This window comes from Allohoeflea poritis (assembly GCF_027889715.1).
In the GTDB taxonomy this organism is placed as follows: domain Bacteria; phylum Pseudomonadota; class Alphaproteobacteria; order Rhizobiales; family Rhizobiaceae; genus Hoeflea_A; species Hoeflea_A poritis.
Map to the genome: position 1 here is coordinate 199,741 of NZ_JAPJZH010000005.1, position 24,896 is coordinate 224,636.

The 24,896-nt window shown below is 59.3% G+C and carries 19 protein-coding genes; 8 read left to right on the forward strand and 11 right to left on the reverse strand.

Annotation, left to right across the window (positions count from 1 at the left end; all coding sequences use genetic code 11):
- Positions 1-64 precede the first annotated feature (64 nt).
- On the forward strand, positions 65-1,255 hold the full coding sequence (locus OOZ53_RS10245; RefSeq protein WP_271089414.1) for a winged helix-turn-helix domain-containing protein: 1,191 nt from the start codon (positions 65-67) through the stop codon (positions 1,253-1,255).
- Here the strand turns inward: OOZ53_RS10245 and OOZ53_RS10250 are convergent, their stop codons facing one another.
- The 3 genes from OOZ53_RS10250 to OOZ53_RS10260 all read right to left on the reverse strand — a co-directional run bounded on the left by OOZ53_RS10250 (position 1,256) and on the right by OOZ53_RS10260 (position 4,353).
- Positions 1,256-2,578: a TRAP transporter large permease gene (locus OOZ53_RS10250; RefSeq protein ID WP_271089415.1), complete on the reverse strand. Its 1,323-nt coding sequence runs from the start codon at positions 2,576-2,578 to the stop codon at positions 1,256-1,258.
- The gene (locus tag OOZ53_RS10255) at positions 2,575-3,105 is read right to left on the reverse strand and encodes a TRAP transporter small permease (RefSeq protein ID WP_271089416.1); all 531 of its coding nucleotides are present in this window, start codon (positions 3,103-3,105) and stop codon (positions 2,575-2,577) included. The genes OOZ53_RS10250 and OOZ53_RS10255 overlap by 4 nt, the downstream gene beginning before the upstream one ends.
- 198 nt (positions 3,106-3,303) lie before the next feature.
- Positions 3,304-4,353, reverse strand: a complete 1,050-nt coding sequence (locus OOZ53_RS10260) for a TRAP transporter substrate-binding protein (protein WP_271089417.1) — start codon at positions 4,351-4,353, stop codon at positions 3,304-3,306.
- Between the two features lie 92 nt (positions 4,354-4,445).
- Here OOZ53_RS10260 and OOZ53_RS10265 point away from each other — a divergent pair, with 92 nt between their 5' ends.
- A complete protein-coding gene (locus tag OOZ53_RS10265; RefSeq protein WP_271089418.1) occupies positions 4,446-4,580 on the forward strand; it encodes a hypothetical protein in 135 nt (44 codons plus the stop codon).
- A gap of 244 nt (positions 4,581-4,824) precedes the next feature.
- Here OOZ53_RS10265 and OOZ53_RS10270 read toward each other — a convergent pair whose 3' ends face one another.
- A complete protein-coding gene (locus OOZ53_RS10270; protein ID WP_271089419.1) occupies positions 4,825-5,283 on the reverse strand; it encodes an Lrp/AsnC family transcriptional regulator in 459 nt (152 codons plus the stop codon).
- Positions 5,284-5,424: 141 nt separating this feature from the next.
- Between OOZ53_RS10270 and hppD the strand changes: the two genes are divergently transcribed.
- Positions 5,425-6,537 carry a 4-hydroxyphenylpyruvate dioxygenase gene (gene hppD / locus OOZ53_RS10275; protein WP_271089420.1) on the forward strand — a complete coding sequence of 371 codons (1,113 nt, stop codon included), beginning with the start codon at positions 5,425-5,427 and terminating at the stop codon, positions 6,535-6,537.
- Positions 6,538-6,886: 349 nt separating this feature from the next.
- Complete coding sequence (locus OOZ53_RS10280; RefSeq protein WP_271089421.1) at positions 6,887-8,629, forward strand: DNA/RNA non-specific endonuclease; 1,743 nt, start codon at positions 6,887-6,889, stop codon at positions 8,627-8,629.
- Positions 8,630-8,785: 156 nt separating this feature from the next.
- Here the strand turns inward: OOZ53_RS10280 and OOZ53_RS10285 are convergent, their stop codons facing one another.
- A complete protein-coding gene (locus OOZ53_RS10285; RefSeq protein ID WP_271089422.1) occupies positions 8,786-11,164 on the reverse strand; it encodes a mechanosensitive ion channel family protein in 2,379 nt (792 codons plus the stop codon).
- A 282-nt stretch (positions 11,165-11,446) separates the two neighbouring features.
- Here OOZ53_RS10285 and OOZ53_RS10290 point away from each other — a divergent pair, with 282 nt between their 5' ends.
- On the forward strand, positions 11,447-12,700 hold the full coding sequence (locus OOZ53_RS10290; RefSeq protein WP_271089423.1) for an MFS transporter: 1,254 nt from the start codon (positions 11,447-11,449) through the stop codon (positions 12,698-12,700).
- A 99-nt stretch (positions 12,701-12,799) separates the two neighbouring features.
- Positions 12,800-13,798 (forward strand): aldo/keto reductase, encoded by a 999-nt coding sequence (locus tag OOZ53_RS10295; RefSeq protein ID WP_271089424.1) that lies wholly within the window; start codon positions 12,800-12,802, stop codon positions 13,796-13,798.
- A 218-nt stretch (positions 13,799-14,016) separates the two neighbouring features.
- On the opposite strand, the gene OOZ53_RS10300 is transcribed toward OOZ53_RS10295, so the two are convergent.
- Positions 14,017-17,862: a hypothetical protein gene (locus OOZ53_RS10300; RefSeq protein ID WP_271089425.1), complete on the reverse strand. Its 3,846-nt coding sequence runs from the start codon at positions 17,860-17,862 to the stop codon at positions 14,017-14,019.
- A gap of 1,032 nt (positions 17,863-18,894) precedes the next feature.
- Here OOZ53_RS10300 and OOZ53_RS10305 point away from each other — a divergent pair.
- A complete protein-coding gene (locus tag OOZ53_RS10305) occupies positions 18,895-20,103 on the forward strand; it encodes a GTP-binding protein (protein WP_271089427.1) in 1,209 nt (402 codons plus the stop codon).
- Positions 20,100-20,735: a DUF1826 domain-containing protein gene (locus tag OOZ53_RS10310; RefSeq protein WP_271089428.1), complete on the forward strand. Its 636-nt coding sequence runs from the start codon at positions 20,100-20,102 to the stop codon at positions 20,733-20,735. Before OOZ53_RS10305 ends, OOZ53_RS10310 begins: the two co-directional genes overlap by 4 nt.
- 32 nt (positions 20,736-20,767) lie before the next feature.
- On the opposite strand, the gene maiA is transcribed toward OOZ53_RS10310, so the two are convergent.
- From maiA to OOZ53_RS10335, 5 genes are all read right to left on the reverse strand, one after another.
- Positions 20,768-21,406, reverse strand: a complete 639-nt coding sequence (maiA, locus tag OOZ53_RS10315) for a maleylacetoacetate isomerase (protein ID WP_271089429.1) — start codon at positions 21,404-21,406, stop codon at positions 20,768-20,770.
- A 54-nt stretch (positions 21,407-21,460) separates the two neighbouring features.
- Positions 21,461-22,000, reverse strand: a complete 540-nt coding sequence (locus OOZ53_RS10320) for a VOC family protein (protein WP_271089430.1) — start codon at positions 21,998-22,000, stop codon at positions 21,461-21,463.
- A gap of 86 nt (positions 22,001-22,086) precedes the next feature.
- The gene (locus OOZ53_RS10325; RefSeq protein WP_271089431.1) at positions 22,087-22,293 is read right to left on the reverse strand and encodes a DUF2783 domain-containing protein; all 207 of its coding nucleotides are present in this window, start codon (positions 22,291-22,293) and stop codon (positions 22,087-22,089) included.
- Positions 22,294-22,303: 10 nt separating this feature from the next.
- Positions 22,304-23,914, reverse strand: a complete 1,611-nt coding sequence (locus OOZ53_RS10330; RefSeq protein ID WP_271089432.1) for an FAD-dependent oxidoreductase — start codon at positions 23,912-23,914, stop codon at positions 22,304-22,306.
- Positions 23,915-23,943: 29 nt separating this feature from the next.
- Complete coding sequence (locus OOZ53_RS10335) at positions 23,944-24,894, reverse strand: MBL fold metallo-hydrolase (RefSeq protein WP_271089433.1); 951 nt, start codon at positions 24,892-24,894, stop codon at positions 23,944-23,946.
- Positions 24,895-24,896 lie beyond the last annotated feature (2 nt).

Here is a 24,896-nt window from a genome sequence, read left to right on the forward strand (position 1 = left end):
TTGTTCCTGTTTTGTTTCCAGCCAGAGACCCGCCAGGATGCCAGCGTCTGAAACCGATACTCCAATGCGTCTCACAAATGCCGATGCACGGCGCCTGTTCCTGGACCGGCACGGGCTCGCGGATGATCCGTCCAGACGTGTCGCGTTGCCGGAACTGCAGGCGCTGATCGAGCGGATCGGTTTCGTGCAGGTCGACAGCATCAACACGGTCGCGCGGGCGCATGACCTGATCCTGTTTTCGCGCCGGCAGTGCTACCGGCCGAAGCAGCTTAAATCGCTTCTGGAGAAGGAGCGATCGCTGTTCGAACACTGGACTCATGACGCGGCGATCATTCCGACACGGTTCTATCCGCACTGGCGGATGCGCTTCGAGCGCCACGAGGAACGTCTGAAGGAGCAGTGGCGAAAATGGCGCCGCGACGGCTTTGAAGAGAAATTCGACGATGTGCTTGCGCATATCGGGCAGAACGGCCCCGCCATGTCGCGCGAGATGGGCGAGGACGAGGAGAAGACGAATGGCGGCTGGTGGGACTGGCACCCTTCCAAAACGGCGCTGGAATATCTCTGGCGCACCGGGAGGCTGGCGGTGTGCCGGCGGGAGGGTTTCCAGAAGGTCTATGACCTTGCCGAGCGGGTGATCGGGGAGGAGCATCGACAGCACACGCCGCACGAGGCCGAAACCATCGACTGGGCCTGTTCGAGCGCTCTCGAGCGCCTCGGCTTTGCGACGTCCGGCGAGATCGCCGCTTTCTGGGACGTCGTTAGCCCGGCCGAAGCCAAGGCCTGGTGTGCACAGCGGTCGGGAAAGGACCTTGTCACCGTTGCCCTGGAGACGGCGGACGGGCGGTCCCACAAGGTTTTTGCCCGGCCCGAACTTGCCGAGCAGGTTCGGGAGGCCGGTGAGGCGCCGCGCCGAATTCGCGTGCTCAGCCCGTTCGATCCGATGATCCGCGACCGCAAGCGCGCCGAACGGCTCTTCGGCTTCAACTACCGGATCGAGGTCTTCGTTCCCGCGCATAAACGGAAATACGGCTATTACGTCTTTCCGCTTCTGGAGGGCGATCGGCTGATCGGGCGTATCGACATGAAATGCCGGCGCGATGCCGGCGTGCTCGATATCGCGGCGCTGTGGCTCGAGCCGAAAGTGCGGCTTGGGCGCGGGCGTTTCGACCGGCTCGAGGCCGAGCTTGAGCGTATCCGGCGTTTTACGGGATGCGAGCGCATCGCCTTCGCCGACGGGTGGATCAGGGATTAGTCAGTACAACCAGCGCACCAGCCCCAACGTGATGAACGGGAACAGCGCCAGGATGATCACCCGGATGAGATCGGTGGCGACGAAGGGGAAGACGCCGCGATAGGTCTGGGCAAGCGGAATGTCGGGCGCCATCGAATTGATGACGAAGAGGTTCATTCCGACCGGCGGCGTTATCAGCCCCACCTCGACGACGATCAGCACCAGAATGCCGAACCAGAGTGCGAATTCCTCCGGCGACAGGCCGAAATCGAGGCCGATGGCGATGGGGAAGAAGATCGGTACGGTGAGCAGGATCATCGACAGCGAATCCATCACGCAGCCGAAGATCAGGTATAAAAGCAGGATGATCGACAGCACCAGCCAGGGCGAAAAACCCTGTTCGGTGACGTAAAGCGCTGCCTCCTGTGGCAACTGCGACAGTGCGAGGAAGCCGTTATAGATGGCCGCGCCCAGGATGATCAGGAAGATCATGCCGGTGGAATTGGCGGTGTCGAGGATCGAGGATTTGAGCGTTACCCAGGTCAGGCCGCGATTGAACAGCGCGATCAGACCGGTTCCGGCGGCGCCGACGGCGGCGGCCTCGGTCGGGGTGAAGATACCCATATAGATGCCGCCGACCACCAGCAGGAAGACGGCAAGCACCGGCCAGACGCCGAGCAGGGCGCGGAAGCGTTCGCTATAGGGCACGCGCTCGCGCGTTCCGGCGGAGTTCGGCCATATGCGCACATAAAGCGAAATCGCCAGCATGTATCCGACGGCGGCGAGGATGCCCGGAATGACGGCGGCGACGAAGAGCTTGGCGATGTTCTGCTCGGTCAGGATGGCGTAGATGACAAGCACCACCGATGGCGGGATCAGGATGCCGAGCGTGCCGCCGGCGGCCAGCGTTCCGGTGGCGAGCGGGCCGGAGAAGCCGTAGCGCTTGAGCTCCGGCAGGGCGACCTGACCCATGGTGGCGGCGGTGGCAAGGGACGAGCCGCAGATGGCGCCGAAGCCGGCGCAGGCGCCGACGGCGGCCATCGCAACACCGCCACGCCGGTGGCCGAGCCAGGTTTCGGCGGCATTGAACAGCGCGGTCGACATGCCGCCGAGCCGTGCGAACTGGCCCATCAGCAGGAACAGCGGCACGATCGACAGCGAGTAGCTGGAAAAGGTGCCGTAGGTCTGGTTCTTCAATTGCCCGAATATCATCAGGAACGAGCCGTTGATCATGTAGCTGCCGAGCACGCCGACCGCCAGCATGGCAAGGCCGATCGGAATGCGCAGGAAGATCAGGAGCAGCAGGACGGGAAACGACCAGATGCCGATTTCTAGATTGCTCACGACAGTTCCCCGCTGATCGGAACATTCGAGCCGGCCCGGTATTCTCGGATGCTGCGCCAGAAGCACCAGAGCGAAACGATGACGAAAACGACGGCCCCGAACAGGCCGGCCGCATAGGCCCACCAGATGGGGAACTGCAGGATGAAGGTGGTTTCCTGGTAGCTGTATTTGTCCATGGTGCCGAGCCAGTGACGCCAGCAGATCAGGATGGCGAGCAGCATCATCATGAAATTGGCGACGACCTCGATGAAGCGGTTGGCGGTGTCGCTGAAATGCATTGTCAGGACCTCGACGACGGCATTGCCGCGCCGCAGGTGACACCAGGGAAGGAAGGCGAAGACGGCAAAGGCGGTGCCGGCCTCGACGAGCTCGAAATCTCCGGGCACCGGCGCGAGGCCGGCAAAAACCAGTGAGCGGCCCGTGACCGAAACGACGGTGACGACGACCAGCGCGGTCAGCACAAGTCCGCCCGCCAGAGCGGTCATGCGCGCCAGTGTCTCGACCCAGCGTTCGATACGCTCAGACATTGATGTATCCCTTCCGGCCCCTTGTCATCCGGCTATGCCGCGGTTGCCTGACGGTCATGACCGCCGTCCCGGCAGCAGCATATTGCGCCGGTTACATCATGGAAAGCCGCAGTGTTGAAAACCCGGATGCGGGACTTTGCCCGACAATGATGCGACGGGGCGGGGCAATTGCCGTGCCCCGCCCCGTCGCCGGTCAACCTATTTCGTGTTCTTTGCGATCGCTGCCTGGGCGCGCTCGTAAAGATCGCGGCCGTCGATGCCCTTGGCATCCATCTCGGCGATCCAGTTGTCGACGACCGGCTTGGAGGCCTCCTTCCAGCGGGCAACCTCTGCCTCGTCAAGGACGATGATCGTGTTGTCCGTCTTTTCGGCGGCGGCCCGGCCCGGCGCGTCGAATTCCTGCATCGTGCGTCCGGCGAAGGCGGAGAACTCGAGGCCTGAATTGTCGTCGAGGATCTTCTTCAGATCGTCCGGCATGCTGTCATATTTCGCCTTGTTCATGGCCAGCACGAAGACAGCCGTATAGAGCGCCTTGTCGCCGGAGAACTCGGTATGCGTGTTGACAAGCTCCGGAATCTTCAGCGCCGGCGTGACTTCCCACGGGATCACCGTGCCGTCGATGACGCCCTTGGAGAGCGCCTCGGGAATGGCCGGGACCGGCATGCCGACGGGCGTTGCGCCCATCTCGGAGAGCAGGCCGTTGATCACGCGGGTCGGTCCGCGCAGCTTCTTGCCCTGCATGTCCTCAAGCTTGCTGATGCCATCGCCCTGAACGTGGAACATGCCCGGGCCGTGCATCCAGGTGCCGAGGATCTTCAGATCCTTGAAATCGTTGTCCTTCATGTCCGATTCGAACAGTTCCCAGTAGGCGCGGGAGCCGGCCTCGGCATTTGTCATCATGAAGGGCAGTTCGAAAACCTCGGCGCGCGGGAAGCGGCCGGGCGTGTAGCCGGGAAGCGTCCAGACGATGTCGACGACACCGTCGCGGGCCTGATCGATAAGCTGCGGCGGCGTGCCGCCAAGCGCCATGGCGCTGAACACTTCGACCTTGATGCGTCCGTCGGAGGCCTTTTCGATATTTTCCGCCCATGGCATCAGCACGTTCTTCGGCACGTTGGCCTGCGGCGGCAGGAACTGGTGCAGCCTCAGCGTGACTTCCTGGGCAAGCGACGGCAGGGCGCTTGCGCCAAGTCCGGCGGTAACCACCGCGGCAGCGGCGAGCGTTTTCAGTAGTGTGCGTTTCTTCATCAGTATCCTCCCTGAGATCCGAGAAACGTTATTCATCATGAATGTGGCGGCGGAGCACATCCTGGCCGGCACGATTCACATTGCAATTCGAGATGGTCGGGCTTTTGCGCGGCGGCTTCGAGGCCCTGCCGGCTTTCGGCCGTCTGTTCGGCGAAGACATATCCACTTACCAGGTCACCCTTGCCTGCCGCATCGTCCATCGCATTGTCGCCATGAAAGCAGCTTGAATCGGGAAGGTAAAATGAAAAATACCGCCAATTGCATATCCATATCGTTATGATTGATGGCTGGCCGCAATCGCGTGGCCCACATTCGGCGGCGGCGTCTTCGCGCCTTTATCGTATCCCTGTTGTCTTCCTTCTTTCATTGTTGCGTCATTCGAGGCGGGCGCATGCAACGGCTTTATTTTGTAACTGTCCAGAGCCAACACAATGTAACCTGCAAATCCCGTATTTCACCGCCGTTCCAGGATCATTCCAGCGGCAGGACGTGGGTATCCTTGAGCGTCTCCAGAACGATGGCGGATTTGACGTGCCGCACCGATTCATGCGGCAGCAGAATGTCGTTGACGAAGCCGGACAGCGCCTTCAGGTCGGCGGTGACCACCTTGAGCATATAGTCCATCTCGCCGGTCAGCGTGTGCGCTTCCAGCACCTCCGGCAGCCGGTTCACCAGCTCGGCGAAGCGCTGCGCATTGTCGCGGTTGTGGGTGTCTAGCGTGACGGTGATGATATTGACGATGCCGAGGCCGAGCCGGTTGCGGTCGAGGCCGGCGAAATATCCCCTGATATAGCCCTCCTCCTCCAGCCGGATACGCCGGCGCGAACATTGCGACGGCGAGAGATTGACCCGCTCGGAAAGGTCGCCATTGGTCAGCCGCGCGTCCTTCTGCAGTTCCTCGAGGATTCTCCGGTCGAATTGATCGAGCATATATTGTGCGTCTTATGGTAAAAAATTGCGTGAAGTATGCAAAATATCTCATATGGAAGCGCATATTGCAAGCATTGTGCGGAGATTTTGCGCGATAATGACATCCAATCAAACAAGTAAAACCAAACGAGGAGTGCTCCCATGGGTCCGTTTCCGCACAATGCGCCGCCGGCAACAATCAGCGACGAGAATCCGGCTGGCACCGACGGGTTCGAATTCGTCGAATTCGCCCACCCGGAGCCCGAGAAGCTGGAAGCGCTGTTCACACGGATGGGCTACGCGCCGGTCGCGCGCCACAAGACGAAAAACATCACCGTGTGGCGCCAGGGCGACGTCAACTACATCCTGAATGCCGAGAAGGGCTCCTTCGCCGACCGTTTCATCGACCTGCACGGTCCGTGCGCGCCGTCCATGGCCTGGCGTGTCGTTGATGCCAAGCATGCTTTCGACCATGCTGTCTCGAAGGGCGCGACGCCCTATGAGGGCGACGACAAGGCGCTCGACGCACCGGCCATCGTCGGCATCGGCGGATCGCTGCTCTATTTCATCGACACCTATGGCGAGAAGGGTTCGCCCTATGACGCCGAATTCGACTGGCTCGGCGGGCGCGATCCCAAACCCACCGGCGTCGGCTTTTACTATCTCGACCACCTGACCCACAATGTCTTCCGCGGCAATATGGACAAGTGGTGGGATTTCTACCGCGAGATGTTCGGCTTCAAGCAGATCCATTTCTTCGACATCGAGGGCAAGCTGACAGGCCTGGTGTCGCGGGCGATCACCAGCCCCTGCGGCAAGATCCGCATCCCGCTCAACGAATCGACCGACGACAAGAGCCAGATCGAGGAATATCTGCGGAAATACAAGGGCGAGGGCATCCAGCACATCGCCGTCGGCACGGAAGACATTTACGACGCGACCGACGCGCTGGCGGCAAACGGCCTGAAATTCATGCCCGGCCCGCCGCAAGCTTATTACGAGAAATCCCATGAGCGGGTGAACGGCCATGACGAGCCGCTCGACCGCATGGCGCGGCACGGCATCCTGATCGACGGAGAGGGCGTGATCGATGGCGGCATGACCAAGATCCTGTTGCAGATCTTCTCCAAGACGGTGATCGGTCCGATCTTCTTCGAATTCATCCAGCGCAAGGGCGATGAGGGTTTCGGCGAAGGCAATTTCCGCGCCCTGTTCGAATCGATCGAGGAAGACCAGATCCGCCGCGGTGTGCTCAAGGTCGATGCGGCCGAATAGCGGGTGCGCATAGCGGGTAACGTGGCCCCGCCGTGTTCAACGCGGCGGGGTTTTCTTTATGGTGGCCTGAATAGCTTGTTTTGCAGGTTCCCTTTTCAGTTCCGGCGACCGCATCAGGTCTTGGATCTGTCTCTGCTGCACACAACAACATATCATTATTTCAAGTGAACCACAGATTTGTCTCTACATCTTTGGAGTGTTTTTTTGGAGACTACTACACAATAATAAATTGTTGCTGCGATCAATTATGCAATCTATAGTGAAGTTCTAATGAGGCTGCATTAGTTGCTAGCCGTCATTGAGTTATCGAGATTCGATCATACGAAAACGGTCGTGAATGGAACCTCAGATGGACAATACATCAATTCACCCCTTGTGCGATAGCCAGGCACATCTCATCGATATACATCTATGGCGTGGTGCGCCCCAGAATCTAGACGATTCCCGTCCCATTCAGATACTTGTTAACCAAGGTTATGTGGTGGGTTTTTGCTCGGAAAGGCTTCAGCCAGCTTGGTCAGCGTACCGGGTGGCCGATGCTGACCGAGACGTCGACTATGCACGACCGCTCCACTACTACGATGACATGCGACTCGATGAAGAACATCGCATTGGCAAAAGAACATTTGGGAGACTTGGTGGAATTCAGCTTAACGTCGGGCACATGACACCCAATGAGGTAACCAATCGGCAGTTTGGACGTCTCGCGCAAATGGAGACATTTATGATGTCGAATATGAGTCCGCAATACGGATCGCTCAATGGTGGCGTTTGGCTAAAGCTCGAGACCGCGATCCGCAAAGTCAAAGATGAGGATGGAAAGGATCATGTATGGGTGATCGTCGGGCCGGTTTTCGGTGAGGATCCCCCATCGATTTATCGTGGACAAGGCAAGTACCTTCCTGTTCCGGAGAAATACTTCTGCATCATCGTTGATCCGCACTCCTATCCCTACGATACCCCATCAAAAGTTCATATCGATTGCTTTCTCATCCCGCAGGGTGCTCCGAAAGGTTCGTCTCCAGACGACTACCCTGCCACTTTGGAAGAAGTGGAAGCAGCAACGAACCTTAGTTTCTTCAATTCTTGGGGCCGAGACCTGCCGATCGGTTTTGTGGCAAGTGAAGAGAGGCCAACTGAGAGTCGCATAATGCGGGTGCTTGAGGAACAAAGAACAGAGGAAGACACTTCGAATGCGAAGCCTCTGTCGGCCGTTGGCGAGGCGAAGACCATTAATGGATTGATCGAGGTGTTGAAATCCGAAGCAGCTCAGCTCCAAATCATAAGCCGTACGCTCACGGAAGAAGAGCTGGCGAGGCTGCAGACTATCCAGCACACGATTTCTTGGCTGTTACGGGCCCGTGATATTTCGAATCCAAAGAAGAAACCTGTTGGCCCGGCGAATCTGATTACCTACAAAATCACTGCTGACATGGGGCAGCGACTCAAAACTGGGGCGCGAATAGCGTGCAATTTTTGGAATCGCTTTGTAGTACCAAATTACTCCATCGTTATTCGTCTGGGCATCTTCACACAAAGTAGCAATACGATCGCGCGCGCCTATAAACCCTATGCGAAAGATGGTGTTCGATATGGGCGAGTGGAGTTCAACACCAAGTATCTTGCGCAATTTACTGAAAATGAGATCGCAGGTACCATCATCCACGAGATCGGACATTCACTCGGAATTGGTTGGGACGAGTGGGATGGGCTATTTAGCCGAAAGACGGGCAAGTTCAAGCGCAAAGCGGTAAGTCAGTTAGCCACACTCGAAGAAATGGAGGTCGAGTTGGACGGCGGCTCCGGAACAGCCCTCGCACATTGGGACGAGTACAGGTTTGATAAGGAACTTATGACGGGCTATCAGGACCAAGGAGAATACGTTCTTCCCGTCACTATTGACCTGATGGGAGTACTTGGTCATCAGGTGAGTGAACGCCTCCTAGTTAGGACACCGCTTGACGAACTGCTGAATGACGCTGCTAGTGTGGTGTTTTCTCGTCAGGATGAAGTTCGCCAACTCGATCTTGAACATTTTGAGGAGACTGAGCTATTCGAGAACATACCGCATGCGCTTCAAGTCGACGAATAGAGTGCTGAGGCAACCCAAAGCCATAGACGTCAGCCGTCTTATGCAGCAAGATTAAAGTGTCATTGGTCCGATAGTCGATTTAGGGTTCTCTGCCTTTGCTTGATCGTTTCGACAAGTTCGAAGTGTAATTTCGTTTTCAGAATACCAACGATTCCATCACCGATCGCCAGCGCCCGCTCCACCCTTTGACGCCAGCGCCGCGGCCTGTTCCTCGTCGATGATCGTTCGTGCCGCTGCCGAAACCGCCTTCTTTTCGTCCTCGGTCAGGTCATCGGCCCTCTTGCCATCCTCGAGGCGGACCGTCACCTGTTTGTGGGCGAAGTGGATGCCCTCGCGGGCGAAGAGGTCCTGGATGGATTCATAGACGACCTTGCGGGTGACGAACTGCTCGCCGGGCTTGGTCATGAACTTGACGCGGATGATCATCGCGGAGTCTTCCATCTTGTAGACGCCTTGAGACTTCAGCGGCTGCATGAAGGTGTGGCCGATCTGCGGATGGTTCATCAGCTCCTGGCCGAGCTTTTTCACCAGCTTGCGGACTTTCTCCACGTCGGTGTCATAGGTGACGCGCAGCGGCAGCTTCATCAGCACCCAGTCGCGAGAGAAGTTGGTCAGCCGCTTGATTTCGCCGAAGGGGATCGTGTGCAGCGCGCCCAGATGGTGGCGAAGCTGGAAGGAGCGGATCGAGATCCTCTCCACCGTGCCCTTGATGCCGTCGATCTCGACATATTCGCCGTTGCGGAACGCATCGTCGAGCAGGAAGAACGCGCCGGAGAAGATGTCCCGGATCAGGGTCTGCGCGCCGAAGCCGACGGCGATGCCGACGACGCCGGCGCCGGCGAAGATGGGGCCGATGTCGAAGCCGAGGCGCGACAGCACGATCATCACTGCGATGGAAAACAGGACGATGATCATCATGTAGCGCATGATCGGCAAAAGGGTCGCGACGCGCGTCGCGCCGGCGCCGCCGCCTTCGCCGCCGATCTCCTCGGCGTCGGTTTCGGGCGGCCCGCCTTCCTCTTCCAGCCGCTTGTCGATGAAGACGGAAACGGCGCGATAGGCGAGCCAGCAAAGGACGGTTGCGAGGACGATGTCGAGCAGCGAAGCCCAGAAATTGCCCTCGCTGTTCAGGTCCACGCCCCAGCTGCGGACGAGCTCGGCAACGGCGATGGTGGCGATGATGGCCATCGCGGCCATCTCGAAGAAGGGTTTGAAGATCGGCTGGTACTCGAAATTGGCGCTCGACGGGCCGACAACCATCTCCTCGCCGGCAACGGTGTCCACATTTCCGGCTTCCTTGGCCAGGCGTTCCTGCTCGGCAGCGGCCCGTTCCTCGAACAGCCGGATGCGCCTGTCATAGAGGGCCTGGATGACAATGATCACGATGCCGTAGGAAATCAGCGCCGCCCAGAAGACGACGAAAGGCGCGGCGATGACCGTGCCGGGGTTGGAAAGTCCCAGCGCGAGCCGGTAGACGAAAACCCCGAGGGCGACCAGCATGTAGACCAGGAAGATGACGGGCACCAGGCGCGCGAAGCTGGTGCGGAACCGGTAGAGCCAGGCGCTCTGGGCGCGGGGCGCGAAGATATGCTGCCAGATCTTCCAGTCCTTGATGTCGAGAACCAGCAGCACCAGTGTGGCGAAACAGGCGGTGCAGATCTGGATGAACAGGATGTTCTCGACCGTCAGTCCGGCATAATTCTGTTCCGTGCCGATGAAGCTGAGCGATCGCGCGACGGCGGCGAAGACCACCACGACTGCGACCGCCACGCCCCAGTCGCGATGGATGCGAACCGCTTCCTCATCGGTCAGGTTGACGATCCGGTGGTTCGGTGCGTCATAGGCGAACAGGTTCCAGGAGACCGCGCGGATCATGGTCCGATAGAACAGATAGGCCAGCACGATCTCGAAAATGATGCGCCGCGACGGTTCGTGTCCGGTGTCGAGTATGAAGGCGACGGCCATCGCCATGACGAAGAAAATGGCGATATAGACCAGCGCCAGTACGACGCGGAAGATCAGATATTTGGCCTTGTCGGCGGTGGTCTGCGGATCGGGGTCGTACATGAAGCGAAAATGATCGCGGCCCCATCGCAGGATCGGCCGGATGGCGAGTTGCCCGAAGAACAGCCCGAGAAATGCGGTTCCCACGGCCCGGATGATCCAGAAATAGGACCCGTCCGGGCTGGCCAGCCTCAGTGTTTCCTGAATATTCGGCCACAGCGTCGGAACGCTGGCGACGACTTCCTCAATGCGCGTGCGGGCCTGGTAGAAGAGCTCGGCCCGGCTCGCCGCCTGATCGGCATCCGTCTGCGCCGGATCGTCCCCCGGCCTGACAATGATCACCGTCGAGCCGTCCTTGCGCGCCTCCTCGAGCAGCGACCCCATGCCGTCGGGCGCTGCGTCTTCGGATTTCGAGGCGCCGGAACCCGGAAGAAGTTGTGCCTGCGCTGAAGGTAACGCCAGCGAAACAAGGGTCCCGCAAAGGACGATCAACAGGGTAAAGTGAAGTAAAAGCCTGAATTTCCGAAGCATAAAGCGCCCCCAAACGACGGATATTCAACATTGGTAGGCCACGATGGGCTGCTTGTGAAGATACCGGCACGATTGCGCACGGGATACCGCGCGCCAAGGCGGGATCTTCGGCGGTAAACAACGGGCGCGGCAGATGCCGCCCATTTCGACCGCGCCAAAAAGTGCAGTGGCCGAATTCTCCCATCGCCATGCGGTTCGCCTTGTGATAATGGCGATTCAATGTGTCTGGCGGCAATTGCGGCCGATCCGGCACCCGCACCCGATCGTTGGAGAGAACGCCGCATGTGGCGCGCCTTGAAAGAGAACTGGGCCCTGTTTCTGGGCATGTTCATGCTGATGGTGGCGAACGGGCTGCTGGTCACGCTGCTGACGATCCGCGGCGCGACCATCGGTTTTTCCGATTTCACGATCTCGGTCATGCAGGCATGCTATCCGCTGGGGGCCCTGTTGGGCACGATCGCGACGCCGATGCTGATCGAGCGGGTCGGCCATATCAGGGTATTCTCGGCGCTGGCCTCGATGGTCTCGGTGGCGGCAATCGTGCACCTGCTGACCAGCGATCCGGTCAGCTGGGCGGCAATGCGGTTTCTGGCGGGCGCATGTTTTCCGGGGCTCTATGTCATTACCGAAAGCTGGCTCAACGCCAAGACCGGCAACCATATCCGCGCGCAGGTCCTGTCGATCTACTTCATTATCCAGACGGCGGGCCCGGCGCTCGGCACGGCCATGGTGGCGGTGCCCGATCCCTCGGGCAGCGTGCTTTTCGGGCTGACGTCGATCCTGATGTCGGCGGCCATCGTGCCGCTGCTGCTGTCGGTCAACCGGGCGCCGGAATACAGCGCGCCGGAAAACATGCCGGTGCGCAAGCTCTACCGCGTCTCGCCACTGGCCGTGCTCGGCATTTTGTGCATGGGGGCCGGCGTTGCCGGCTGGTTCATCGCCTTGCCGCTCTACGCCATCAGCCTCGGTTTCAACGATGCCCAGGCCTCGGGCGCCCTGGTCGTCGCCATGGTTGCCGCGGCGCTGGTGCAATATCCGGTCGGCTGGATCTCGGACCGGATCGACCGGCGTTACGTCGTCATCGGGCTTGCCGTCGTGTGCACGGCCGCGGCGATCTGGATGGCCATCGATACCGCGCCCTCGCGCATCGTCATCGGCTTCGCCGTGATCGGCGCGGCAACCCTGCCGGTCTATTCCATCCTCGCGGCCCATGCGAATGATCATCTCAAGCCGGGACAGGTTGTTCCCGCCAGCGGCACCATGGCATTCCTGCTGCAACTGGGGCAGTTCTTCGGCACCCTTGTGGTTCCGAACATGATCTTCCTTGCCGACGGTCGCGGGCTGCAGCTCTCGCTGGCGGCGCTTGGCATCGTCGTCGCCTCGATCGCCCTGGCGCGGCGCATCACCAGCGAGGCGCCGGAGGAAACCGGCGAGGTCGTGCCCTCCGGTGTCATCGGCATGGCCCAGCCGGGCATGATCCAGGCGGATGTGATGAGCAAGGAGTTCGACGACGAGAACGGACGGGACGGAACCTGAGCAGATCTTTGACCGGCCGTGGCGAAAGCGATAGGCGTTTGACGGGACCGATGACTGCGGAGACCGCAGCCAAGCACGGCAACTGAACTCGGAGCGAGAATGAAAAAGCGTAAATTGGGTGTCAACGGACCGGATATCGCGGCGATCGGCTACGGCGCGATGTCCTTTTCCGACATGTACGGACCGACGAATGAAGCCGAGAGCCATGCCATCCTGGACGCCTGTCGTGACCTCGGCGTCACCCATCTGGACACGGCGAATGTCTATGGCATGGGCAAGTCGGAAAATGCGATCGGGACCTATTTGAAAGCCGACCCCGGTGCGCGCGACGAATTCGTGATCGCCACCAAGGCAACGATAACCCGCGATGCCGACGGCAACCGCGCATTCGACAATTCCGCGGAACATCTTGAGGCGGAGCTGGATGCGTCGCTGCGGCGGCTGGGTGTTGATTGTGTCGATCTGTTTTATGCCCACCGCCGCGATCCGCGCTTCACGCCCGAAGAAATAGCGGCCAATCTCGGCCGGCTTGTGGAGAAGGGCAAGACCCGGGCGATCGGGCTTTCGGAGGTTGCGCCGTCGACCCTGCGGCGCGCGATGGCGGTTCACCCGATCGCCGCCGTTCAATCGGAATATTCGCTATCGACCCGCTTTCCCGATCTCGGGCTCGTGCAGGCTTGCGGCGAGCTCGGTGTCGCGCTTGTCGCCTTCTCGCCCGTCGGCCGTTCGCTTTTGACGGACAATCCGATCACCCCGCAGCGGATTGCCGATGTGCCTTTCCTTGGCCAGAACCCGCGTTTCATGGAACCGAACCTGACGGAGAACCTGCGGATCACCGAGGGGTACCGGCGCCTTGCCGCGGAGATGGGAATTTCAGCCGCCGGGCTGGCCAATGCCTGGCTTTTGACCCGGGGGGACCATGTCATCCCGATCCCCGGGACACGCTCGGTCGATCATTTGCGCGAGTGCGTTTCGGGTGCAGAGCTGACGCTGACAGAATCGGACCTGGAACGGATCGAGGCCGTCCTTCCCGTCGGCTGGGCGCATGGCGACCGTTATTCGGACGCCCAATGGATCGGGCCGGAGCGGTATTGCTGAGTTCATCACCGCTGCTTTTGCGGATGGATCGCGGGTGACCGGGCGGGCGTCCGGAAAAGCAGCCTGACGTTTGCTTGGAGTCCGCTTGAGACCTCGAATCGCCAGACTTGATTGGTACTCACGGCCCTTTGCTGCCGTTGGCCTGGCAATCAAGATGTTGCGCTTGCAACCCACCTTGCTGCCATTCGCGACATCCGGGAAACCTAGGCTTGTAGAGATCACTCGAACCTTTGCTCATCATCTCTGTCTCTTTGTGCTTCGCGATTTCGCTCTTCGTGTTCCATCTTCCTCAGATTTGGCACTACCTCTGCCAAGTACTCAGCCGTCCCCGAGATTCCCAACTCCGAGATTGCTTCAAGAGCTGTTATCCGTTGGCTAATGATGTTTGCGCGACTGCCAGACCAACTCATGGGAGCGATTTGGTCGACAAATATCGAGAGCACCTCGACCGGGTTTGGCGAAGCGCTGATCAGTGCCAAGCCTTGTTCCGTTAAGCTATCAATTTCACCATTGCGACTACTTCCAAATGGCGAGATTGCCTGGGCCACCAAGCCCCAAGCCGACGCATCGCCTGCGTTGTGACACCAATCAACAAGATTGGCTGGCTCAACTCCCGAAAGCGGGTTCTCGAAGTGTGAGCTTCCTTCAAAAGCGCGAAAGCGCTTGTAATCCTTGATCTCGCCTTGAAGAAGAGCACGTGCTAGGTACGGGCCGTACAAGTACTTAATAATAGTAGAAACGGCAGAGTCGAACCTGTAGTAGTGCATTGCAGCCCCATCTTCGGGATCAAACAAACTGTCAAGCAACTCTCCAAGTGCCGTGTCTTCACAATCGTACTTGAGGCAGTGCCCAAGGACTTTGGTCAATCTATAATCACTATTTCCGCCCGGATCGTTGTCGTGTTCGAGCATATGTTTAGCGGCGGCTCGAAGCGCGAGGCTACGCAAACTTTTGCCAAACAGCTCTTCTGCGTCTTCCTTGTCGTGAAGTCTCATTGACAGCCCTTCCAGAAGGGAACGCTTGCCACCTTCCTTGGAAACCATCACGCTTGCGAGTTGCTCCGCTCTCGCCGATCCTGCGTCTTGATACTCGTCCCGCCAAAGCAATACTTCAAACCCACGTGGATTGTCCGTATCGCGAAGCGCTGCTAGGCATCTTTCGAAATCTTGATCGGAGAAGCTCTTTTGCGGATGGAGCAGCACGATGATTGGACGGAGCAATTCATCAGAGGCTGCTTCGTCTAACAGTTTAGCGGTCAAGGCTTCATCTGTTTTCGAAATCTCATTTAAAGCACCGCATAGAACGCTGTAGTTGAATGACTTCGTATCAAGCGACTTGAGACCCTCGACAAGTGTTTCCCATGTTGATCGAAAGTCCGAAGAGCACTGCATCAGGCCTTCGCCGAATGGCAAAAGATATGGAGCATACCCCGGATTGAATAAGCGATGGGCCTGCTCCTCAAGCATCCCAGCAGATTGGCGACAGCGGCAACCAAGGACCCGCGCTTTTTCGCTCAAACGCGTGAGCGAGGCTTCAAATTTTGAAGGCTCGTCAGAGTCGAAGTCTTCGTCAAGCGACCACATATCGGCACCCGGGTTGACAACGAGCGCTTCGATTTCTGAAAGCAAGTCTTGCGGAGCGAGCTTCTCTTCTAGAGATGCAAGGAGCGCCGCCCCTTCTTCATCTCGATTCTCTTCTGCAACCCGTCGATAGTCAAAGTACAATGTAGATCGCACCGCGTGCCAACCTTCCACCCAAGGCACCTTGTCGTTCATTGCATTCGAAATGTCGATGATCTCAGCCCGAAGGTCAGGGTAGCGCCATAGGCCACGAAGGTTCCCAGCAAGGACGCTTCTACCCAATTTCAAAGCTGTTTCAGAATTGGACTGGGAGGCCTCAAAAGCGACGCCAATGAAAGTTCTAAACCATTCAAGCCGCTCGTCGAAATTTGGGCTGTAGCCGTAATCCCTCGGTCGAGCCCCAAACTCGAACGAGTTGGCGCTGGACCAACGGCAAGCCTCGAGAGCTGAGTCCAAGAGACCAGCGCCAATTTGCACTCGCGTCTCATCATCTGAGTTCAGCAAATCTCGAACGATTCCAGCTCTTTGTGCAGTCGTGGCATGAGTTCCAGATAGATACAGCTGGAACAGATCTTTGAGCTTGTTTCTTACGCTATCGTAGTTGTTGTCTGGATCTTCTTGCTCCGCCACCAACAATAATGCTGCGACGGCGCGGTCAAAGAATTCGGGGTAATACGCAAGTCCCACCAGTATATTTAGCGCGATCGACCTAAATGAATCTCTCGGCCCCAAAGCAGACAATACCTGAGGGCTTGCAAATGATGCCTCAACCAACTCAAGAGCGCGGTTCGGTGAAACAGGAGCAATGTGCATTAAGAGTTGCCGACCGTGTTCGTTCAAAACTGACAAGTCGGAGAGAAGGCCTCCGCTTGACACCCATCGGTCAACAAATGCAACCGCCACTGGGTGCTCATGTAGGAACCCTAGGCGGCGACCAAATGACTTCAAAAGCCGCGCACCAGCTTTCTGCTCAAAGGTGTGTATGAGTTGGTCGAATGGAATATTGCTAAGAGCCTCAGATGCCAGCCTGTTAGCCACGGCATGAGGCAAAACCGCTCGCCAGCGAGATCTCTTCTGTGCAACCTGCCGATCAACGAGTGTCTGCGCCGCCCGATGCATACGCAGCCTAGTTTGCTCGCACAACTCGCCGAGAAGCGCTAACTCATCTACTCCCTCCTCGTCGCTTTCGATTGAGAACGAGTAGACCAAAGAAAGAACCTCGGCCTGTTCTTTAAGGCCAGCGTCTAAGTCATGTCTTTGATGGAAGAGACGATTGAAGAGTTCTTCATCCGACAGTCGCCCAATCGTGTCGTCTAAAGGCGCAGCATCGGCAATTGCGAGTGCTAACCGTGCATTTCCTTCGGAAAAATCCGCAATCTTTGCAGCGTTCACTCGTCCAAGCGTCGGGTACCTTCGGAGTAGTAGTTTCTCTGCGATCTGGGGCCCGTAGGCGTCCAATTGCACCACTTCTGTAGTCTGTGGCTTATCTTCACGGATATCATACTCAACGGTAATCAGCCTTAAGGAATTCGTTTGGTTGGCAAGCCTCGATGCCAGTGAATTGTGTAAGTCGGAGGCACAATTATCTAAAACAACGGTAGCGGAAACGCCTTGCGCGATCATTCTGTCAATCATGACACGAGCGGATGGTTCCGGCTCGTCGCCGATATCTGCGTAGATCACCGAGGTACGATCCAAAGGTGCGTCGCCAACAACATCCTCGAAAAGTGCCTGCACGAAGCGAGACTTCCCAACGCCTGAAAGGCCGGTGATCCGCACTGATTTTTGAGAAGTATCTATTAGCCTCCGGACACTGTCTATCGCCTCGCCAAGCCGCAAAGGCTTTCGAGAGGTTGAGGGAACAACCACTCTAACGCCATCATCTAATATTAGGTCGTCGTTCGCGTCAGCCGGAGTGGCACTCCACCTCCCAAACGGACGCCAGCCAGACAGTGGCCTGCCAATAACCTCCCGAACCCAAATCTGGACGCCAGGGTGTTGGCGCAGCCAAAGGTGGAGGCGCGAACAGTCATAGTAGTCCACATGGAGCACATCGCAATTTTCAAGATTCTCCAGCGCCTCGTTCAACGCATCAATTCGACGCTGGTACGTTAGTGGAGAACAGTCCTCTGTCGATGCAATGATGTATGAGCCGGCCTTTTCAACGAGTTCTCGAATGACGGGTTTGGGACTCCCCTCCGTGAGCATTTCATCAAGAATTTCGGCGCGAGTCATTCGTTTGGCTTTGGCCTGAAAAACGTTGTCGGCTCTCGGCACAAAATCGCCTTCGAAACCCTCTCGGGTTACCGTAACCCTGACATCGACCCCACCATCGGGAGCGGTCAACGATCCTGACCATTTCACATCACGCAAGTAGCCGCCTCGCGCGGATAGTTCGGCTTCGCATAATCTCGCTACCAGTTCCTCAAGCTGACCGTCGTCTAGCTGCGCCAATTCATCTTTTCTTGGTTCAAAAATCGGCAATGCGAATCCAACTCTGCTCACAAGTCACTTGGACTTTGCTCAGAATACTAATCGAACATTTTATGAACAAGACTGCCTGGAGCAGCGTTTAAGTAAATCACGCCAACAAACTCTGACAACTCAACAGCCCACACGATGTCCTGATATGGGCTTTCTGTGTCACCGATCCTCGAATGTCGGCTTCCTGTCCGTACTACGGATTAACTTGCGTATACAGCGAATGTCCGCTCTCCACCCCACCTTCCAATTCGAGCACCAAGGGCGAACGTCTCAAAGGTCCCGCGAAGCTGCCCTTTACACATTTGCCCACGAAAGCTGCCGGCCGAGCGTGTGCTTCACCTGGGCCGGTGCACGGACCCTGTCCGGATGGGCGTCGACGAAGGGTTTCGGGGATTGGTTTTGTGGCGCAGCGGCGCGAGGCTGATGTCTGTCAACGCCGGCGTGCCGCTGTGTTGGTGAGACCTGCTTTCTCCGCCGTCGCTGCACTCCATAACGCTTGCCGAATATCGCTCTGGAAATTGCGAATCCCCGTCCACAAGCGGGAACAATCCTCGCTTGACCTGTCCGATGTTATAACATAACAAATTCGGACGCTTTCTCGAGGTACATTGGAAAACAGGGATGAAAAGCACGCCTGACGTTTCGGATCGGCGGAAGCGGCCGGAAGACTCGCGCGCGAGCAGCGATCGTCCCGTTTCCCGACATCAAGGAACCGCGATCGCCGGAATGCCGGCCGCCGGTTCATTGCGGATCGGCGGGCACGGGCACCGGCATGAGTCCCTCGGCGAATTGCTTGCCTGCGGGTGTGCCTCGGAAGAACCGGCGCCGGTGTTGCCGGTTTGCGAGGCGTGCACGCCGGACGAGATCCGAAGCGCTCAAGATGAAATGACCGCTGGAGGCCATCGCGGCGACGCGGAATTGACCTCGCCATGATCGGGTGAACGAACAGCCGGAATTACCGGTCCGCCGTGGCCGTCCAACAAATCAGCCAACAATCCTGCGGCAAGTCCGCGACAAAGGAGAAGCACAGCCATGAACGATGCGAACAAGCTCCCCGTGACCGTCCTTTCCGGTTTTCTCGGGGCGGGCAAGACGACGCTCCTGAACCGGGTGTTGAACAACCGCGAAGGGCGCCGCGTCGCCGTCATCGTCAACGACATGTCGGAGGTGAATATCGACGCTGATCTGGTGCGCGCCGATACCGAATTGTCGCGGACGGAAGAGACGCTGGTCGAAATGTCCAATGGCTGCATCTGCTGCACGCTGCGCGACGACCTGCTTGCGGAAGTCCGCCGGCTCGCCAGTGACGGTCGGTTCGATTATCTCCTCATCGAATCCACCGGAATTTCCGAGCCGCTGCCGGTCGCCGCGACCTTCGAGTTCCGTGACGAGGAGGGCGTGAGCCTGTCCGACGTTGCCAAGCTGGATACGATGGTCACGGTGGTCGACGCGGTCAATCTGCTCAAGGACTATTCCAGCCATGATTTTCTCAGCGACCGCGGCGAAACGCTGGGCGAGGAAGACGATCGCACGCTGGTGCACCTTTTGACCGATCAAATCGAATTCGCGGATGTGGTGATCCTCAACAAGGTCGCGGACGCCCGGCCGCATGAAGTCGATGCCGCCCGCAAGGTCATTCGCAGTCTGAATGCCGATGCCCGCATCATTGAGACCAATCACTGCGATGTGCCTGCCTCGGATGTGCTCGATACGGGGCTGTTCGATTTCGAGAAGGCCCACCTGCATCCGATGTGGGTCAAGGAGCTTTACGGCTTTGCCGATCATGTGCCGGAGACGGAAGAATACGGCGTTACCTCCTATGTCTACCGGGCCCGCCAGCCGTTCCAGCCCGAGGCGATCTACGCGCTTTTGAACGGCCCGCTGCCCGGTGTGATCCGCGCAAAGGGCCATTTCTGGATAGCGACCCGGCCGGGATGGGTGGCCGAGTTTTCACTTGCCGGTGCCTTGTCGAGCGTAAGTCCGCTCGGCGCCTGGTGGGCTGCGGTGCCGCAGGAGCACTGGCCTGACGATGAAAGGGCGCGCGCGTCCCTTGCCGAACGGTGGGTCGAGCCGTGGGGCGACAGGCGGCAGGAGATCGTCTTTATCGGCGCCGGCATCGATTGGCCGGCTCTGAAACAGCGCCTGGATGCCGCGCTTGTTCCCGAGACGGTTTCGCTTGAGGCGATGCGCGACCTGCCGGATCCGTTCCAGAAATGGGAGCGGAACGAGGCAGCCGCATGACCGCGCATATGAATGTCCTGCGCGATACCGATTTCGGCATCGGTTTTGCGGAAGACGCGGCGGCGCTCTGTGCCATCCGCGAACCCGGTATCAATGCGGTGATATGGCTGCGTCAGCCCTTGCCGAGTTTTCAGGACTGGATCGATGCCCTCGATCCGGCGCAGCTGCCGGCGGCGCGGATTGTCCTGCGTCCCGAGAAGGCCCGCCAGGCGGTAACCCAGGCTTGCAACAGCGCCGGGACGCCGGATTGCCAGGAGCGCGCGCGGCTCATCGATGATGTGGCCGCGCTTGCCGAAATCTTCGGCAATGCGATGGATGCGCATTACCTGCGGCTGCGGCTCGATGTCGTGTCGAACAATGCCTGCCGGAAGTTCCATATCGATGCCGTGACCGCCCGGCTCGTATGCACCTATCGTGGCCCCGGCACGCAATATGGCGTGTCGGAAGACCGTCAGGAGCCTGCCGAAATCTGCAGCGTTCCGGCCTGTTCGCCGATCCTCCTGCGCGGAACCCGCTGGCCGGGCAATGACGCATCCCGGCTGGTGCATCGCTCCCCGCCGATTGAAGGCACCGGCGGCACCCGCCTGCTTCTTGTCCTGGATCCCGTCAGCGATCCGCAGGGCGAGGCGTGAGCGCGCATCGACCGGATTAGAGCGTGTCCGGCTTATCCCGGTGCGCCGATCCTGTCCGGATGGGCGGCGGCGAAGGGTTCGAGCGCGGCGCAGTTTTCGGCGATTGCGTTGATGCGGGAAAGGTCGGCGATCTCCGCGCCCCAGCGGGTTGCATTGTAAAGCTGCGGCACCAGACAGATATCGGCGAGGGACGGCGCATCGCCGTGGCAGAATTGTCCGCTCATCCCGTCGTCGAGCCGCGCCTCAAAAGCGACGAGGCCCTTGCGGATGTATTTCTGCATCCAGCCGCTGTGCACCGCATCGTCGCCGCCGGTGCGTTCCATCACGTCGGCAACGATCGACAGGTTGCAGACCGGGTGGATTTCCATGGCGATGATGTAGGAGAGCGAATGCACGCGGGCGCGCTCAAGCGCTGTGCCGGGCATCAGGGTGCCTGAGCGCGTTTCGTTCAGATACTCTATGATCGCAAGGGACTGGGTCAGCATCTGCCCGTCGATCTCCAGCGCCGGAACGAGGCCCTGCGGGTTGCGGGAAAGGTGCGCCTCGTCCAGATGCTCCCTCTTGAGCAAATCGACCGTCGCGGTCTCGTAGTCGACGCCGAGCAAATTGAGCGCTATGCGCACGCGATAGCTCGCCGAAGAGCGCCAGTAGTCGAAAAGGACCGGCTTCATCCTTGCCTCCCGGATAGATGGCGCCGCCGACCGGCGCCGGAAAATCATCCGGACCTATTTACCGAGTTCCCTGGCGTGCAGCCAGTCCGCATGTTTGGGCGCCTTCTTGGTCCTCGACCATTCTTCCAGCATGTCCCACTTGACGGCATCCAGCCGTTCCAGCATCGCATCCTCTTGCGGGTCCGGGCATGCGAGTTCGACGCGGTGGCCGCTGGGGTCGAAGAAATAGATCGAATGGAAGATGGAGTGGTCGGTCACGCCCAGCACCTCGACACCGTTTTCTTCCAGATGCCTCTTGTATTCCAGCAGCGTGTCGCGGTCTTTCACCTTGAAGGCGATGTGCTGCACCCAGGGCGGCGTGTTCTCGTCGCGGCCCATCTCCGGCTTGGTCGGCAGTTCGAAGAAGGCGAGGATATTGCCGTTGCCGGCATCCAGGAACAGGTGCATGTAGGGGTCCGGCTCATGGGTCGACGGGACCTTGTCCTCGGCGATCGCCAGGACAAAGTCCATATTCAGCATCCTGGTGTACCAGTCGACGGTCTCTTTGGCGTCCTTGCAGCGATAGGCGACGTGGTGAATCTGTTCGATCTTCATGGTTTCGTCTCCAATGGTCGTTGCGAGAACCATAATAGTTGCGTTTGTAACTATCTAGCCCTGACAGTGCGTTTCGCGTGGAGCGGCTAGTCCGTGCCGGAGGGCCGGGCCTTGGCTGCCTCAAGCGCTTCGGTGAGGATCTTGCGCTCGCCGATATGGTTGGCGAGAAGCAGTATCAGCCGGGCGTTGTAGGCGTCGCTCTCGGCCTTGCTCAGCCCTTCATGGGCGGCAATGAGGTCGGCGTAAAAATCGTCCGGGCTGCTGATATTCGTCGTCGTGTTGAGCTTGGTCATTATCTGCTCCTCATGCCCGGCCGGTTGCCGTGTTGACGGCGGTGCGCACCGCGTTTTCGCTGTAGTCGAACCAGCGCGCCGCGACATGCTGGTCGGGCCGGAAGAGATAAACGGCCTGGTCTTCGGCGCCGAGATAGCGCTTCTGCAGGTGGCCGTCCGTATCCTCAGCCGAGCTGATGCGCATGCCCTCGACCCTGACGCCGTCGACGTCGAGACTGGCCGGCACCTCGGTGTTGATGCCGACAAGCTGAAAGCGGTTGCCGATGAGATCGGTCAGCCAGTTGTCGCCCACCGGTGCATCGACGACCGGCGCGCCTGGCCGCGTGCGTGGCGGCAGGTCCGGATCGTCATTGCCGTTGAGGGGTGAACCGTCATAGACGCTGGGCACGGAGAGGCGGCCGGAATTGACCAGCGGCCGCGCGAATTCATGGCTTTCGGCCAGGTCGAGCACGGCATCGCGGAAGATGCGGCTGATCTCGGATTTCGGGGTAATGAAATCGGTCGAGCGGGAGGAGTTCATGATGTTTTCGTCGGCGCCCAGAATGCGCTCATAGTCGTAGCTGTCGAGCAGGCTTTCCGGCGCGACGCCGTCGAGGACGAGCTTCAGCTTCCAGATGAGATTGTCCGTATCCTGCAGGCCGGAATTGGCGCCGCGCGCGCCGAAGGGCGAGACCTGATGCGCCGAATCGCCGGCAAACAGCACACGGCCATGGCGGAATTTTTCCATGCGCCGGCACTGGAACGTATAGATCGACACCCATTCCAGCTCGAATTTGGCATCTTCGCCAAGCATTGCCTTGAGGCGCGGGATGACGTTCTCCGGCTTCTTCTCTTCGTCCTTGTCGATGTTCCAGCCGAGCTGCAGGTCGATACGCCAGACATTGTCCGGCTGCTTGTGCAAGAGCGCCGACTGGTCGCGGTTGAAGGGCGGGTCGAACCAGAACCAGCGTTCGGTCGGGAAATCGGCTTCCATGATGACGTCGGCGATGAGGAAGTTGTCCTCGAACACCCGGCCGATGAAATCGAGGCCGAGCATCTTGCGGGCCGGCGAGGTGGCGCCGTCACAGGCGATCAGCCAGTCGCCTTCGAGCTTGTAGGAGCCTTCGGGCGTATCGACGGTGACAAGCACATGATCGTCGCGCGGATCGATACTGGCGACCCGGCTGTTGCCGCGGATCTCGATCTGCTTGCCTTCGGCCTGAAGCGCCTGGACGCGGTGAACCAGATATTCCTCGAAATGATATTGCTGCAGGTTGATGAATGCGGGCCGCTTGTGGCCCTCCTCAGGCAGCAGGTCGAATTCGTAGATCTTGCGCTCGTCGAAAAACACCTTGCCGAGCTGCCATTCGACGCTCTTGTCGACGAACTCGTCGCCGCAGCCCAGACGGTCGAGGATCTCCAACGGCCGCTTGGCGTAGCAGATGGCGCGCGATCCCCAGCTTACCTTGTCGTTTTCGTCGATGATGACGACAGGCACGTCGTGCTGCGCCAGATCGATGCCGGCGGCGAGCCCGATGGGTCCTGCGCCGATGACGATCACCGGATGGCGCACCGGCGCCGCCGCATCCTGATCGGCCGACCTGTGATAGGGGTAGAGCGGCGTTTCGAATATCTTGCTCATATTGACCTCCCGATACCGGTACCCGTCCTTCAGCCCTGCAGGCCCGCCCACATTTCCTTGTCCCGCTCGGCGGTCCAGATGCGCGGCGTGTCCATGCCGAGCGCCTCGTCATAGGCGCGCGCCACGTTGAACGGCAGGCAGTGCTCGTAGATCGCGTAGTCCGAGAATTTCGGATCGCACTCAGCGCGCACCGCGTCCCAGGCTTCCTTGAGCGAGCCGCCGCGTGCGGCGACAGCCGCGGCCGGCCGGTAGGTGCTGGCAACGAAGTCGCGTGTGTTCTCGATCGCGGCATTGACCATCTCGTCGCCAACCAGCGCGTCGCCGCGGCCCGGCGCGATGGCGCGCGGCTCGTATGCGCGGATGGCGTCGAGCGTTCCGCCCCAGTCGCCGAAATGGCCGTCGCCGCAATAGCAGGCGGAATGGTATTCGACGATGTCGCCGGTGAACATGACGCCCTCATCCGGCACCCAGGCAACGATGTCGCCGGCGGTGTGGGCGCGGCCGAGATGCATGAGGTCGACGCGGCGCTTGCCAAGATAGACCGTCATCTTCTGCGTGAAGGTCATGGTCGGCCAGGTCAGGCCCGGAATGCTCTCATGGCCCTGGAACAGGCGCGGGAAGCGCTCGAATTCCGAATCCCAGTCCTCCTGGCCGCGCTCCGCGACCATCGCACGGCATTTCTCGGAGGCGATGATCTGCTCGGCATTATAGGCGGAGGCGCCGAGCACGCGCACGGCGTGATAATGCGACAGCACCACATATTTGATCGGCTTGTCGGTGACGCTGCGGATTTTCTCAACCACCTTGTTGGCAAGGCGCGGCGTTGCCTGCGCGTCGATGATCATGACGCTGTCGTCGCCGATGATGACGCCGGTGTTCGGATCGCCTTCGGCGGTGAAAGCCCAAAGGTCACGGCCGATCTCGGAAAAGGTGATGGTTTTTTCGGTCATGTCCCCGCGGGACGCGAATTCCTTGGCCATTG